Source organism: Shinella sp. BE166 (assembly GCF_051201095.1).
In the GTDB taxonomy this organism is placed as follows: Bacteria; Pseudomonadota; Alphaproteobacteria; order Rhizobiales; family Rhizobiaceae; genus Shinella; species Shinella lacus.
On record NZ_JBPEHL010000007.1, the window covers coordinates 23704 to 37603 of the forward strand.

Genomic DNA, 13900 nt, shown 5'->3' on the forward strand with positions numbered 1-13900 from the left:
GCCCGACCATGACGGAGGAGAGGTTGGCGGGAGACGGTGTCAGCGCTCAAATGACGAGGATCGGCGCCTTGCCCTTCACGCGGTCGTAGAGGTCCATGACGTCCTGGTTGAGCATGCGCACGCAACCCGATGAGACGGCTTTGCCGATCGATTTCCATTCCGGCGAGCCGTGCAGGCGGTAGAGCGTGTCCTCGCCGTTCTGGAAGATATAGAGGGCACGCGCGCCGAGCGGGTTGTTGAGGCCGCCGGGCATGCCGCCGTTGGCGCCGGAATATTTGACGAGTTCCGGCTGGCGCGCGACCATCTCGTCCGGCGGCGTCCATTTCGGCCAGGCCTGTTTCCACTGGATGACGCCGCGGCCCGACCAGGCAAAACCCTGCCGGCCGATGCCGACGCCGTAGCGCATGGCGCTGCCGTTCGACTGGATGAGATAGAGGAAGCGGTTGCCCGTATCGACGATGATCGTGCCCGGCTTTTCGGCAAACGGGCTCTCGACCTCCTGGCGGTAGAAGCGCGGGTCGATCTGCTGGTAGGGCACCGCCGGCACCTGGTAGCCGCCATCCGAAACCGAAGCGTAAATCGAGGCGTAGCGCGAGGATTCGGGCAGCAGGCCCGAGGGCGGCGTCTGGCCGTAAATGCTGATGGGCCCCCTGCCGTCGATATATTCCGGACGGCCTTCCAGCGCGGGATTACGGAAATAGGGCCGCGTCTCCTCGCGGAAACGGTCCGTATTCATGGAGGAGGTGCAGCCGGCGAGACCCGTCGCCATGGCAAGGCCGGAGAACTGCAGGAAGCGGCGGCGGGAAAGCGCGGTGTCGGTCATGGGGGGCGTCGATATCCGTTTTGCGGAAGCCGATAGTCTGTCAGGTTCACACTGAACCTGACAGACTATCGATTTCTTTGTTTTCGTTTGTCTTTCCGGGAAAACCGGATTCCACTTTTCCCTGACAAACTCTAGAATGGAGCGAGAGGCTGAATCACTAACTAACGAAATGCCAATTAGGTCCACAACCCTGCCCCAATTGTGGCAATTGCGGCTGACCTCAGGCTTACGCGCGTTGTTTTCTTGCCGACTGTGGCTTGCCGCCACTCTACCAAAGTGGCGCTTTACGCTGTATCCCCGATGGATAGGAATGCCGGGACAGGGGAGTGCGCGACGGGATGGACTCGAGCATCTTGAAGGAAGCGGGCTTTGCGCCCACCGACGAGGCGGCCTGGCGCAAGCTTGCGGAAAAGGCGCTGAAGGGTGCCGATTTCGAGGCGACGCTCGTCTCCCGCACCGACGAGGGCCTCGAAATCCGGCCGATCCATGCCCGCCGGCAAGGCGCTCTGCCGCTCGCCCACAACCACGCCGCCACCCCGCATGCCGGCGATGCCTGGACCGTCAACCAGCGCCGTGACGACGCGGACCTAACCCGCGCCCGCGCGCAGATGGCCGACGATCTCGAAAACGGCGCGACCGGCATTTCGCTGGTCTTCGCCGGCAGCGCCGCCGCGCACGGCACGGGCATCCGCGCCGACAGCGAAACCGCCTTCCGCAAGACTGCCGCCTCTCGTGCCGCGGCACCCTTTTCGCTGCGCCTCGAAGCCGGCTTCGCCAACCGTGCGCTTGCCGCAACCCTTGCCCGCGCGCTCGACGATGCGGGGGCGCGTGGTGCGCCGGTGCATTTCGGGCTCGATCCGTTCAGCTCTTCCTCACCTGAAACAGGAGATTCCGCCGCTGCCGCCAAGGCCTTGATCGACTTCGGCTTTTCCGGAACGGTCTTGAATGCCGACGGCCGGCTGGCGCACAATGCCGGGGCAGGAGAAGCGCTGGAACTCGCCATCGTCGCGGCGGCGCTCGCGGAAAATCTCCGCCTGCTTGACGCCGCGGGCATCGCGCCCGAAACGACCTTCGCCGCGACCTCGCTGTCGCTTGCCGCCGATCAGGACCAGTTCCTCACCACCGCGAAATTCCGTGCCGCGCGGCTGATCCACGCGAAGATGCAGGAAGCCTGCGGCATCTCTGCACCGAGGCCCGCACACATCCATGCCGAGACGAGCTGGCGCATGCTGACACGGCGCGATCCGGAGACCAACATCCTGCGCAACACCATCGCGGTCTTTGCCGCCGGCACCGCGGGTGCGGACGAAATCACCGTGCTGCCGCACACGCTGACGCTCGGCGTGCCGGACCCCTTCGCCCGGCGCATCGCGCGCAACACGCAGGTGGTGCTGATCACCGAAAGCAACCTCGCCCACGTCGCCGACCCGGCTGCGGGGGCTGGCGGGATTGAGGCTTTGACGGATGGGTTGGCGGAGAAGGCGTGGGAGCTGTTTGCGGATATCGAGAGGCGGGGCGGGCTTTCGGCTGCGGTTGCGTCGGGGGTGGTGAAGGGGCTGGTAGAGGCTTCCAAGGCTGCACGCGTGGCGAAGCCGATTGTCGGGACGACACTATTTCCACTGAAGCAGGAGCGGGTGTTCACGGTGCTGGGAGCGCTGAGCGCGCCGGCATCATCGGGCGGGCTTTCGCCGGTGCTGCTGGCCGATCTGGCGGAGGTGGTGGTGTGATGCGCGTGGCTTACCCCCCTCTGCCCTGCCGGGCATCTCCCCCTCAAGGGGGGAGATCAGCTAGACGTGACGGCATCGCTCTTACCGAAGCGTTGTGTGTGGGCGGAACGCTGCCCCATCCAATCTCCCCCCTTGAGGGGGAGATGCCCGGCAGGGCAGAGGGGGGTGCAGCGACAACACGTGCCTTCTCCATGGCGCACCCGCAAAGCCGCACCGCAGGAGCCGCCGCATGAGCCGGATCCCCGATTTCTCCGCCATCGCCTGGTCGAAGCCGACCGCCCCCACCGCCCCCACCGGCGAGGCCGCCTGGCACACCCCGGAGGGCATCACCGTCGCGGGTGCCTATGGCGAGGCGGACCTGGCCGGCCTTTCCTATCTCGACACCTGGCCGGGCGCGGCACCCTATCTGCGCGGCCCCTACCCCACCATGTATGTCCAGCAGCCCTGGACGATCCGGCAATATGCCGGCTTCTCGACGGCGGAGGAATCGAACGCCTTCTACCGGCGCAACCTCGCGTCCGGCCAGAAGGGCCTCTCCGTCGCCTTCGACCTCGCCACCCATCGCGGTTATGACAGCGACCATCCGCGCGTCGCCGGCGATGTCGGCATGGCGGGGGTGGCGATCGATTCCATTTTTGACATGCGGCAGCTCTTCGACGGCATTCCGCTCGATCAGATGAGTGTCTCCATGACCATGAACGGCGCGGTGCTGCCGATCATGGCGCTGTTCATCGTTGCAGCGGAGGAGCAGGGCGTTTCGGAGGACAAGCTGTCCGGGACCATCCAGAACGACATTTTGAAGGAGTTCATGGTCCGCAACACCTATATCTACCCGCCGCAGCCCTCGATGCGGATCATCTCCGACATTTTCAGCTATACCAGCCGGCGCATGCCGAAGTTCAACTCCATCTCGATTTCCGGCTACCACATGCAGGAGGCGGGAGCCACGGCGGACCTGGAGCTCGCCTACACCATCGCCGACGGCATCGAATATGCCCGGGCCGGTGTCGCCGCCGGGCTCGACATCGACACCTTCGCGCCCCGCCTCTCCTTCTTCTGGGCGATCGGCATGAATTTCTTCATGGAAGTCGCTAAGATGCGCGCCGCGCGCCTGATCTGGGCGGCGCTGATGAAGACGAATTTCGCGCCGAAGGATACCCGGTCGCTGGCGCTGCGCACCCATTGCCAGACCTCCGGATGGTCGCTGACCGCGCAGGACCCGATGAACAATGTGATGCGCACCATGGTGGAGGCGATGGCGGCGACGCAGGGGCATACGCAATCGCTGCACACCAATTCCTTCGACGAGGCGCTGGCGCTGCCGACCGACCATTCCGCCCGCATCGCCCGCAACACGCAGATCCTGCTGCAGAAGGAAAGCGGCACGACGCGCATCATCGATCCCTGGGGCGGCTCGGCCTATGTGGAGCGGCTGACGCACGACCTCGCCGCGCGCGCTCTCTCCCATATCGAGGAGGTGGAGGCGTTCGGCGGCATGGCGAAGGCGATCGAGAAGGGCATTCCGAAGCTGCGCATCGAGGAGGCCGCCGCCCGCACGCAGGCGCGCATCGACTCGGGCCAGCAGACCGTCGTCGGCGTCAATTTCTCGCGGCCCGAGCGCGACATCGAGGTGGACGTGCTGAAGGTTGATAATTCCGAGGTGCGCGCCCGCCAGCTCTCCAAACTCCAGCAATTGAAGGGCACGCGCGACACCGCCGCCGCCGAAAGCGCGCTCGATGCCCTGACCGACGTGGCGAAAAGCGGCGACGGCAACCTGCTGGAATTCGCCGTGAAGGCGGCCCGCGCCCGGGCGACGGTCGGCGAGATCGCCTATGCGCTGGAAAAGGCGTTCGGCCGCCACGTCGCGGAGGTGCGCACGATTTCCGGCGTCTACCGCAAGGAGATGGGCGCCAACGACCGGGCCTTCAACACCGCCGTCGACAAGGTCGCGGCCTTCGAGACGCTGCGGCGCGAAAAACCCTCCATCCTCGTCGCCAAGATGGGACAGGACGGGCACGATCGCGGCCAGAAGGTCATCGCCACCGCCTTTGCCGATCTCGGCTTCAATGTCATCGTCGGGGCGATGTTCCAGACGCCGGAAGAGGTGGCGGAACTCGCCATCCGCGAGGGCGCGCATATCGTCGGCGCCTCGTCGCTCGCCGCCGGGCACCTGACGCTGGTGCCGGAACTGAAGGCCGCCCTCGTCAAGCGCGGCGCGTGCGACATGCTGATTGCGGTCGGCGGCGTCATCCCGCCGCAGGATTTTCCCGCACTGGAACAGGCCGGCGCCGATGCGATCTTCCCGCCTGGAACAGTGATTGCGGATGCCGCTTCGGCATTGATCGACCGGCTGCTCGCGTGAGTTTGTGAACGCTGTGTCAATCGGCGGCGGAATTGCCGTTTTCGTGCGCGGGCGATAGGTCGGGTCAACTTGAACCGGAACGAGGTGACGCGATGCTGGTCAACGGCAAATGGGCGGAAGATTGGCAGCCCGTGCAGGCGACGGACGCCAAGGGCGGCTTCGTGCGGCAGGTTTCGAGCTTTCGCAACTGGGTGACACCGGACGGCAGCGCCGGGCCGAGCGGCGAAGGCGGTTTCGAGGCCGCAAGCGGGCGCTACCACCTCTATGTCGCCCTGATCTGCCCCTGGGCCTCGCGCACGCTGATCACGCGAAAACTGAAGAAGCTGGAGGACGTCATCTCCGTCTCCATCGTCGAGCCCGCGCTTTCCGAGCAGGGCTGGCGCTTCGGCGACTATCCCGGCGCCAACCGCGACGACCTGAACGGCGCGACCTACATGCACGAGATCTACACGAGTGCCGACGCCAGCTTTACCGGCCGTGCCACGGTTCCGGTACTCTGGGATAAGCAACGCAAGACCATCGTCAACAACGAATCCGCCGACATCGTGCGCATGCTGAACAGCGGTTTTGGCGCCCTGGCGGACGAGAGCGTTGACCTCTACCCGGAAGCGTTGCGCAGCGAGATAGACGCGCTGAACGAGCGCATCTACCCGGCGCTCAACAACGGCGTCTACCGCGCCGGCTTCGCCACCACGCAGGTCGCCTACGAGGAAGCCTTCCAAGGCGTCTTCGCCATGCTGGACGAGTTGGAAGCGCGGCTTTCCGCCGGCGGGCCGTTCCTCGCGGGCGCGACCTTCACCGAAGCGGATATCCGCCTCTTCGTCACCCTCATCCGCTTCGACGCCGCCTATTACGGCCTGTTCAAATGCAACCGCCAGCGCATCGTGGACTATCCGGCGCTCTCGGCCTATACGAAGCGGGTGCTGGACCTGCCGGGCGTGCGTGTGACGGTCAGCATCGACCATATCAAACACGGCTATTATTCGATCAAGTCGCTGAACCCGAACCGCATCGTGCCGGTCGGGCCGGACCTCTCGGCGCTGGGGTTTTAACCCCGCCACGCCTTGACGACGGGGGCGGGTTACGGAATGGTCGGCGCCGATGAGAGCACGGCCATTCCCCTTGGCAAGCCTTTTGGCGGCAGTCGTCTCGGCTGTCGTTCTCGCGCTGTCCAGCATGCTCTCCGAGCGTCATTGCGCCTTCGGCTTCGGTGGTTTCCAGTGTAACGACCCTGTGGCCGGCTATGGCAGCGTCTTGTTGACAGCCACCCTTGCCTCCTTCGCCATCCTCATCGTCTCGGCGCTGATCGCGACGTGGAAACTGGTCGCCTGGTTCCGCGCGCGATAGGTCAGGCCTCCTTCGCCTCCACCATCGCCATCAGTGTTTCCAACCGGTCGGCATCCGCCGGCAGCTTGTCCTGCCTTAGCCGTGCGATGCGAGGGAAACGCATGGCGACGCCGGATTTGTGGCGGGTGGAGCGGTTGATGCCCTCGAAGGCGACTTCCAGCACGAAGCCGTAGGCGGGTTCGGCGCGCACGGCGCGCACCGGGCCGAAACGGTCGGTCGTGTTGTTGCGCACGAAGCGGTCGAGCACTTCCAGCTCGGCATCGGTGAAGCCGAAATAGGCTTTTCCGACGGGCACCAGCATGTCGCCCTCCGGGCCGGCGGTCCACACACCGAAGGTGAAATCGGAATAGTAGCTTGACCGTTTGCCGTGGCCGCGCTGGGCATACATCATCACCGCGTCGACATTGTAGGGGTCGCGCTTCCACTTGAACCACGGCCCTTTCATGCGGCCGGCCTGATAGGGGCTGTCGAGGCGCTTGATCATCACGCCTTCTATGACCGGATCGGGCGGCTCGCGGCGGATGGTTTCCAGCTCCTCCCAGGTGGCGAAGGGCACGAGCGGCGACAGGTCGAAGCGGTCGTGCGGCGCCTTTTCGATGAGGTGGCCGAGGCGGGCGCGACGGGCGGTGAAGGGTTCAGGGCGCACATCCGCCTCGCCGTCGAACAGCACGTCGTAGGCGCGCACGAAGGCGGGGAAGTCGTCCAGCATCTTGGTGTTGACGGTCTTGCGGTTCAGGCGCTGCTGGAGATCGGAGAAGGTGCGCGTCGGGCTGTTCATGCGCGCGGTGCCGCCGACCAGCAGTTCGCCATCGACCACACCCTCGAAGTTGATTGCGTCCAGCACGTCCGGGAAGGCCACGGAAATATCGTCGCCGGAGCGGGAATAGAGGCGGCGCGTCGTGCCTGCGGAGGACATCTGCACACGAATGCCGTCCCATTTCCATTCGGCGGCGAAATCGGCGGGGTCGAGATTGTCGAGATCGCCCTCGCCCACCGGATTGGCAAGCATGACGGAATGGAAGATCGCCGGCGTCGCCAGCACCGGGCGGTCGGCGCGACCCTCCAGCCAGGCGAAGAGCGGCTCGTAGGGCGGCGAGATGCCGTGCCACAGCGTCTCGATCTCAGTGATGTCCTTGCCGGAGAAATCGGCGAGCGCCTGCTTGGCGAGCCGCGCGGAGACGCCGATGCGAAGGCCGCCGGTCGCGAGTTTGAGGAAGGCGAAGCGGGCGGAGGGATCGAGTTGTTCCAGCAGATCGCGCACGGCACCGCGCACCTCCGTATGGCCGAGTGCGTTCATGCGGGTGACGACGGCGCTCAGCCGCGGCTGCGCCTCGTCCGGCACGCGCTCCTTGCGCTCCTGGTCCCAGACGAGCGCGATGGTTTCCGCGAGATCGCCGACATAGTCGTAGGAATAGCGGAACAGCACCTCATCCATGCGCTCCAGCACGAGTTCACGCAGCAGCGCCGGCTTGACGCTCTTCAGGTCCAGCGTGCCGGCGATTGCCGCAAGGCCGTAGCCCCTGTCGGGGTCCGGCGTGTCCCGAAAATAGTCGGCGAGGAGTTTGAGCTTGCCGTTGCGCGAGGGGGTGAGGACCAGGCGGTCGAGGAGGGTTGCGAAGGCTCTCACGAAACCCCTCCCCCTTGTTGCGCGAGCCCCGGCTTCCCACGTCTTTCATCATGGGCAAGTTGCACAACATCATCAACACCATCCTCAGCACAGCCGGTCTCATCCTGGGCATCTGGGGTGGCTACGAACTGGCGGGTATATTGGGCGCGATCCTGTTCGCGCCGGTCGGCGCGTTCGCCGGCCTCGCGGTGGGCGCGCTGCATATCCGGCTTTTGATGTTCCATTGACATCGGGGCGTGCAAATCCTCGCGCATCAATCCCCCTCATCCTCATAGCCCACCAGATGCAACGGCCGCGCCGGTACGCCGGCGAGTTCGCACCAGCGCACCAGCGCCTCCTCGCGACCGTGCGTTACCCAGACCTCGCTTGGCGCCAGTTCGCGGATCGTTTCGGTGAGTTCCGGCCAGTCGCAATGGTCGGAGATGACGAGCGGCAGTTCGACGCCGCCCTGCTTGGCGCGCTGGCGCACCATCATCCAGCCGGAGGCAAAGGCGATGAGCGGTTCGTTGAAGCGGCGCGCCCAGCGGTCGGCGAAGGCGGAGGGCGGGCCGACGATGACGGCGCCGCGGAAATCGGTCGGGTCGCCCTTTTCCAGCGTGGCCGGCCGCAGGTCGCCGAGATCGATGCCGCGGCTGACATAATAGTCGCAGAGCCGCGCCAGCGAGCCGTGGATGTAGATTGGCGCATCATAGCCGCAATCGCGCAGGAGCCGGATGACGCGCTGCGACTTGCCCAGCGAATAGGCGCCGACGAGGTGGCTGCGCTCAGGGAATTGTTTGAGCGAAGTCAGCAGCTTGCCCATCTCGGCCTTGGGCTCCGGGTGGTGGAAGACCGGCAGGCCGAAGGTCGCCTCGGTGATGAACACGTCGCAGGGCACCGGCTCGTAGGCCGCGCAGGTCGGGTCGGCGCCGCGCTTGTAATCTCCCGACGCGACGATGCGCAGGCCGTCCTTCTCCACCGCGATCTGCGCCGAGCCGAGCACATGGCCGGCGGGGTGGAAGGAGACGGTGACGCCGTTGAGATCGATGCGCTCGCCGAAGGCGGCGGCCTGCGAGGAGCCGCAGAAATCCTCGCCATAGCGGATTTCCATGATGTCGAGCGTCTCGCGCGTCGCCAGCACCGCGCCGTGGCCGGCGCGGGCATGGTCGGAATGGCCATGGGTGATGAGCGCCCTCGCCACGGGGCGGACGGGATCGATGTAGAAATCGCCGGCGGGGCAATAGAGGCCGGCGGGCGCCGGTTTGAGCAGTTGGTCGGGCTTCATGTCAGGGAAGATAGTGGCTTTCACGCGCTCTGCCAGTGGGGGCGAGGCGATGCCGGGCGGGCGTGCCGTGCCGGTGGATCCTCGGGTCGAGCCCGAGGATGACGGTGGGGAGGAGAAGCCGCAGGACCATCGACCGACGCGGCATGCTGCAAAGGTGCTCTCGTCAACCGATCAGCTCTTCTCTTCCGTCATCCTCGGGCTCGACCCGAGGACACATCGCTCAGGCGAGCGCCAGCATGCCGGCGCGCAATGCGGTCATGTCGACGGCGGAGAGTTGCTGGTCGACCTTGGCATGCGTTTCCTTCCAGGTCGGAAAGGCCTGGGTCAGCAGGCGGCGGCCTTCCACCGTCAGCCGCAGCAGCCGGCCGCGGCGGTCGCGCGGGTCGGCCTCGACCTTCACGAGGCCACGGCGTTCGAGCGGCTTCAGCGCGGCGGTAAGTGTGGTGCGGTCCATGGCGAGCAGTGACGCGACCGGCCCCATCGGTGGCGGCTCGGGGCGATTCAGCGCCATCAGCAGCGAGAACTGGCCGTTGGTGAGGCCATGCGGGCGCAGCGCATCGTCGAAACGCCGCGCAAGGGCGCGCGCGGCGCGCTGCACATGCAGGCACAGGCAGTTGTCACGCACGAAAAGCGTCGTCTCGTAGGGAATCAGCACGTCATCAAGCATGATTCTTACTGTTGATATCAACGTAACAATGTCAAGACCTGACCGCCCGCACCGCGGTGAATATCAGAGATTCGGGATGCACAGAATCGCTTGAAGCGCGCGGGCGTCGATGGGACGGCTGAGGTAATAGCCCTGGATCTCGTCGCAGCCGGCCTCGCGCAAAAATTCCATCTGCTCGCGGGTTTCCACGCCTTCGGCGATGACGCGCAGTTGCAGCGAATGGGCGAGCGAGATGACGGCGCGGGCGATTGCCGCATCGTCGCCGTCGTCCGGCAGGTCCTGCACGAAGGAGCGGTCGATCTTCAGACGGCCGACCGGGAAGCGCTTCAGCGAGGCGAGGCTCGAATAGCCGGTGCCGAAATCGTCGATGGCCAGCGTCACGCCAAGCTGTTCCAGCCGAAGCATGGTGGCGACCGCCTGCTGCACGTCCTCCATGATCAGGCTTTCGGTGAGTTCCAGTTCCAGGTAGCGCGCTTCCAGCCCGCTTTCCTCAAGGGCCGCGGCCACGCGCTCGACCCAGTCCTTTTCCTGGAACTGGCGGGCCGAGACGTTGACGCTGACGACGATGGGCGGCAGGCCGGAAACCTGCCAGGCCTTGTTCTGCCGGCAGGCGGCGCGCAGCGTCCAGTCACCGATCGGGCCAATCAGGCCGGTTTCTTCCGCCAGCGGAATGAAATCGCCAGGCCCCACGAGGCCGCGGTCCGGGTGTCGCCAGCGGATCAACGCCTCGACGGCGAAGATGCGGCCGGTCTTGAGATCCATCTGCGGCTGGTATTGCAGGAAAAGCTCCTGCTGGGCGAGCGCGCGGCGCAGTTCCTCCTGCCGTTCCAGCTTTTCATGCGCCCGGTTGGCAAGTTCGGCGGTGAAGACCTGCATGGCATCGCGGCCGATTTCCTTGGCGCGGTACATGGCGGCGTCGGCGCGGGCGAGCAGTTCGGTGGCGTTGCGGCCATGCTCCGGATAGGCGGCGACGCCCATGCTGCAGGTGACCTGGAACGAGCGGCCCTCGATCTCGACCGGCTCGGCAACCGCCTCGCGCACGGCGCGCAGCCGGTCTTCCACCGTCTCGCCCTTGCGCGGTGCGCCGTTGATCAGCACGACGAATTCATCACCGCCAAGGCGCACGATACTGTCGCTGGCACGCACGCAAGCCAGCATGCGCGCGGCGACGATCTTCAGCAGCGCGTCGCCGGCATGATGGCCGAGACTGTCATTGACCAGCTTGAAATTGTCGAGGTCGAGGAAAGCGAGCGTCATGGTGCCGCCGCGCTCATCCGCCGCCTCGATGGCCGAGGCGACGCGCTCGTCGAGCATGCTGCGGTTCGGCAGGCCGGTCAGCGTGTCGTGATGCGCCATGAACTGGATGCTGTCTTCGGCCTCCTTGCGCTCGATGGCGATGCCGGCAATGTGGGTCGCCATGCCGACGAGCTTCATGCACTCGGCGGAAGGCTCGCCCGGCGTGCGGGAATAGAGCGCGAAGGATCCGAGCACCTTGCCTTGATAAGAGCGGATCGGCGCGGACCAACAGGCGCGAAAACCATAGGGTGCGACAAGCGCGCGATAATCGTCCCACAGCGGATCGGCCGCGATATCGGACACGATGACGGGTTCGCCGCGCCACATGGCGGTGCCGCAAGAGCCCATGGCCGGGCCGATCTCGGCGCCCTCGATCAGCCGGCAATAGGCGGGGTCAAGATTGGGCGCAGCACCATTGACGATGTGCTTGCCGTCGGGCGCCAGCATCAGGATCGAGCCGGTGACCTCGGAGACATGCGCCTCGATCAGCAGGATCAGCGAGGAAAACACCTCGACCAGTGGCGCGCCGAGCGCGATCATCTTGAGGAGATGCGCCTGGCCGACATGCAGGCTCTCGGAGCGCTTGCGCTCGGTGATGTCGCGCGCGATGCCGACGATGCCGATCACCTCGCCCGCGCCGTTGCGTACCGGAAGCTTGGAGGTCAAAAGCCATTTGAGATTGCCGCGGGAATCGCGGATCAGCTCTTCCATGTCGAGCATCGGCCGGCCGGAACGGATGATCTCTTGCTCCGTCTCGAAGAAGCCGCGGGCGACATGTTCGGGGTGGATATCGAAATCGGACATGCCTTCGAGGCTTTCCAGCCCTTCGCGGTAATTGTCCTTGACGATCGCCCGGTTGGCGACGACGAAGCGGCAGTTGCTGTCCTTGAAGTAGAGATAGTCCGGCACCTCGTCGATCATGGCCTCCAGCCAGATCGTGCGCTCGTTCTGCGCGGCGGCAAGCGGGAACAGCCGTGCTGCCTCGCTCATCAGGCGCTCGCTGGCGGACATCAATCGCGCCGTCGCGTCGGCGTCGTCGTTGCCAAGGTGGGACAGTTTCGTCGACATGAACCCCTGCAATTTTCAAACGCAAGGAAGGACACTGCCGGCCGCCGCCTCTTCCCGGTAACACCCAAAGGTACATGCCAAGTCGTTATCCAACCCTAAAGGAAACCAGCGAAATGCTGCCAATGCGGGCTTTCCGTCACATCTTTCGGCAACTTGGGCGGGCATCACCCCGATTGTTCCGTTTCGGCACAAAACCACTTGGCACGGTTCCTGCTCCTTGACCGGCAAGGAGCTATCATGGTTACCAGACGGTTATTCCTTTCAGGCCTGGGTGCGGCCGGTCTCGCCACCGCGGCGGCAGCCCAAGGCGAGCCGGTGCCGATCCTCGACGTGGACCTGCGCGGCAGCATCGACGCCTCCGCGCATGGCATCCGCCCGGGGGCGGGCGACCGCAAGAGCAAGGCCTTCGCCAAGCTCCTGAAGGAGGCGGCGGGCAAGAACATGCCGGTCTTCCTGCCGCCCGGCGACTATACGATCTCCAACGTCACGCTTCCCGACAACACGCGCATCACCGGCGTGGCGGGCGCCACCCGCATTCTCTATGGCGGCGACGGCCATCTGTTCGCCGCCGACGGGCTTTCCCGCGTCGAGCTTGCCAATCTCGTCATAGACGGGGCGAACCGCTGGCTGGACGATACGGTCGAGGGCCTGGTGCACCTCAGCAACGTCGCCCAGGTGACGATCGAGAATTGCGAGATCCAGGGCTCGTCCAAGACGGCTCTCAGCCTGCAACGCTGCGGCGGGCGCATCGAGCGCAACCGGCTTTCGGGGGCCGCCGACTACGCGCTCTATGCCGTGGAGAGCCACGACCTCTCCGTCACCGGCAACCATGTCTTCGATTGCGGCAATGGCGGCATCCTCATCCATCGCTGGCAGAAGGGCCGCGACGGCACGATCGTTTCCGGCAACCGCATCGCCCGCATGGCGGCGACACGCGGCGGCACCGGCGAATATGGCAACGGCATCAACATCTTCCGCGCCGACGACGTGATGGTGACGAACAACCACCTCTCCGGCTGCGCCTTCTCCGCCATCCGCGCCAATGCCGGCTCGAACGTGCAGATATCGGGCAATACCTGCCTCGACAGCGGCGAGACGGCGATCTATTCCGAATTCGGCTTCGAAGGCGCGATCGTCAACGGCAACCTGATCGATGGCGCCGCCAACGGCATCCTCATCGTCAATTTCAACGAGGGCGGCCGGCTTGCCACCGTCACCGGCAATGTCGTGCGCAACCTCAAGCTCGAAGGCCCCTACGTCCACGACGGCGCGGGCTTCGGCTTCGGTATCGCGGTGGAGGCCGACACGGTCGTCTCCGGCAACACGATCGAGAATGCGCCGAAATGGGGCCTCGCGCTCGGCTGGGGGCCTTTCATGCGCGGCCTCGTCGTCAGCGGCAACCTGGTGCGAAAAAGCCCGGTCGGCTGCGCCGTCACCGTGGTGGAGGAGGCAGGCTCGGCGCTGATCTCCGGCAATATCTTCGAGGACACCCCTGACGGCGCGATCGCCGGCTACCGCTGGAACGAACGCACCACCGGCGACCTCGCGACGGAAGGCGCAACCTACGCGCACCTGACGATCGAACGCAACCGGACGGGCTGAGCCCGTCCCGAAACGCGTCTCTCCTTCCTGCCCGAACGGAGAGGCGCCATGGTGGATGAGGGGGCGGGCTGTCCAGGTACCGCTTCCTCATCCGCTGTCTTGCAACGAGACGCCGAA

11 protein-coding genes are annotated in these 13900 nt (G+C 65.6%); 6 read left to right on the plus strand and 5 right to left on the minus strand.

Annotated elements, in window-relative coordinates; all coding sequences use genetic code 11:
* Positions 1–46: 46 nt before the first annotated feature.
* Positions 47–823: a L,D-transpeptidase gene (locus tag J2Y63_RS18125; RefSeq protein ID WP_256118717.1), complete on the minus strand. Its 777-nt coding sequence runs from the start codon at positions 821–823 to the stop codon at positions 47–49.
* A 338-nt stretch (positions 824–1161) separates the two neighbouring features.
* Between J2Y63_RS18125 and J2Y63_RS18130 the strand changes: the two genes are divergently transcribed.
* The 4 genes from J2Y63_RS18130 to J2Y63_RS18145 all read left to right on the plus strand — a co-directional run bounded on the left by J2Y63_RS18130 (position 1162) and on the right by J2Y63_RS18145 (position 6259).
* On the plus strand, positions 1162–2550 hold the full coding sequence (locus J2Y63_RS18130; protein WP_435267226.1) for a methylmalonyl-CoA mutase family protein: 1389 nt from the start codon (positions 1162–1164) through the stop codon (positions 2548–2550).
* 229 nt (positions 2551–2779) lie between these two features.
* Complete coding sequence (gene scpA / locus J2Y63_RS18135; RefSeq protein WP_435267227.1) at positions 2780–4912, plus strand: methylmalonyl-CoA mutase; 2133 nt, start codon at positions 2780–2782, stop codon at positions 4910–4912.
* 92 nt (positions 4913–5004) lie between these two features.
* The gene (locus J2Y63_RS18140) at positions 5005–5964 is read left to right on the plus strand and encodes a glutathione S-transferase family protein (protein ID WP_435267228.1); all 960 of its coding nucleotides are present in this window, start codon (positions 5005–5007) and stop codon (positions 5962–5964) included.
* 70 nt (positions 5965–6034) lie between these two features.
* Positions 6035–6259 carry a hypothetical protein gene (locus tag J2Y63_RS18145; protein WP_435267229.1) on the plus strand — a complete coding sequence of 75 codons (225 nt, stop codon included), beginning with the start codon at positions 6035–6037 and terminating at the stop codon, positions 6257–6259.
* A gap of 1 nt (position 6260) precedes the next feature.
* Here the strand turns inward: J2Y63_RS18145 and J2Y63_RS18150 are convergent, their stop codons facing one another.
* Positions 6261–7886: a cisplatin damage response ATP-dependent DNA ligase gene (locus J2Y63_RS18150; RefSeq protein WP_435267230.1), complete on the minus strand. Its 1626-nt coding sequence runs from the start codon at positions 7884–7886 to the stop codon at positions 6261–6263.
* A 50-nt stretch (positions 7887–7936) separates the two neighbouring features.
* On the opposite strand from J2Y63_RS18150, the gene J2Y63_RS18155 reads away from it, so the two are divergent.
* A complete protein-coding gene (locus J2Y63_RS18155; RefSeq protein ID WP_435267231.1) occupies positions 7937–8113 on the plus strand; it encodes a hypothetical protein in 177 nt (58 codons plus the stop codon).
* Positions 8114–8139: 26 nt separating this feature from the next.
* On the opposite strand, the gene J2Y63_RS18160 is transcribed toward J2Y63_RS18155, so the two are convergent.
* The 3 genes from J2Y63_RS18160 to J2Y63_RS18170 all read right to left on the minus strand — a co-directional run bounded on the left by J2Y63_RS18160 (position 8140) and on the right by J2Y63_RS18170 (position 12181).
* Positions 8140–9150 carry a ligase-associated DNA damage response exonuclease gene (locus tag J2Y63_RS18160; protein WP_435267491.1) on the minus strand — a complete coding sequence of 337 codons (1011 nt, stop codon included), beginning with the start codon at positions 9148–9150 and terminating at the stop codon, positions 8140–8142.
* A gap of 220 nt (positions 9151–9370) precedes the next feature.
* On the minus strand, positions 9371–9817 hold the full coding sequence (locus J2Y63_RS18165) for a MarR family winged helix-turn-helix transcriptional regulator (RefSeq protein ID WP_435267232.1): 447 nt from the start codon (positions 9815–9817) through the stop codon (positions 9371–9373).
* 63 nt (positions 9818–9880) lie between these two features.
* Complete coding sequence (locus tag J2Y63_RS18170; protein WP_435267233.1) at positions 9881–12181, minus strand: putative bifunctional diguanylate cyclase/phosphodiesterase; 2301 nt, start codon at positions 12179–12181, stop codon at positions 9881–9883.
* 237 nt (positions 12182–12418) lie between these two features.
* Here J2Y63_RS18170 and J2Y63_RS18175 point away from each other — a divergent pair, with 237 nt between their 5' ends.
* A complete protein-coding gene (locus J2Y63_RS18175) occupies positions 12419–13783 on the plus strand; it encodes a TIGR03808 family TAT-translocated repetitive protein (RefSeq protein WP_435267234.1) in 1365 nt (454 codons plus the stop codon).
* Positions 13784–13900: the final 117 nt, after the last annotated feature.

Coding starts and splice junctions, on each gene's coding strand:
- J2Y63_RS18125 (WP_256118717.1), bottom strand. CDS start 823: ATGACCGACACCGCGCTTTCCCGCCGCCGCTTCCTGCAGTTCTCCGGC.
- J2Y63_RS18130 (WP_435267226.1), top strand. CDS start 1,162: ATGGACTCGAGCATCTTGAAGGAAGCGGGCTTTGCGCCCACCGACGAG.
- scpA (WP_435267227.1), top strand. CDS start 2,780: ATGAGCCGGATCCCCGATTTCTCCGCCATCGCCTGGTCGAAGCCGACC.
- J2Y63_RS18140 (WP_435267228.1), top strand. CDS start 5,005: ATGCTGGTCAACGGCAAATGGGCGGAAGATTGGCAGCCCGTGCAGGCG.
- J2Y63_RS18155 (WP_435267231.1), top strand. CDS start 7,937: ATGGGCAAGTTGCACAACATCATCAACACCATCCTCAGCACAGCCGGT.
- J2Y63_RS18160 (WP_435267491.1), bottom strand. CDS start 9,150: ATGAAGCCCGACCAACTGCTCAAACCGGCGCCCGCCGGCCTCTATTGC.
- J2Y63_RS18165 (WP_435267232.1), bottom strand. CDS start 9,817: ATGCTTGATGACGTGCTGATTCCCTACGAGACGACGCTTTTCGTGCGT.
- J2Y63_RS18170 (WP_435267233.1), bottom strand. CDS start 12,181: ATGTCGACGAAACTGTCCCACCTTGGCAACGACGACGCCGACGCGACG.
- J2Y63_RS18175 (WP_435267234.1), top strand. CDS start 12,419: ATGGTTACCAGACGGTTATTCCTTTCAGGCCTGGGTGCGGCCGGTCTC.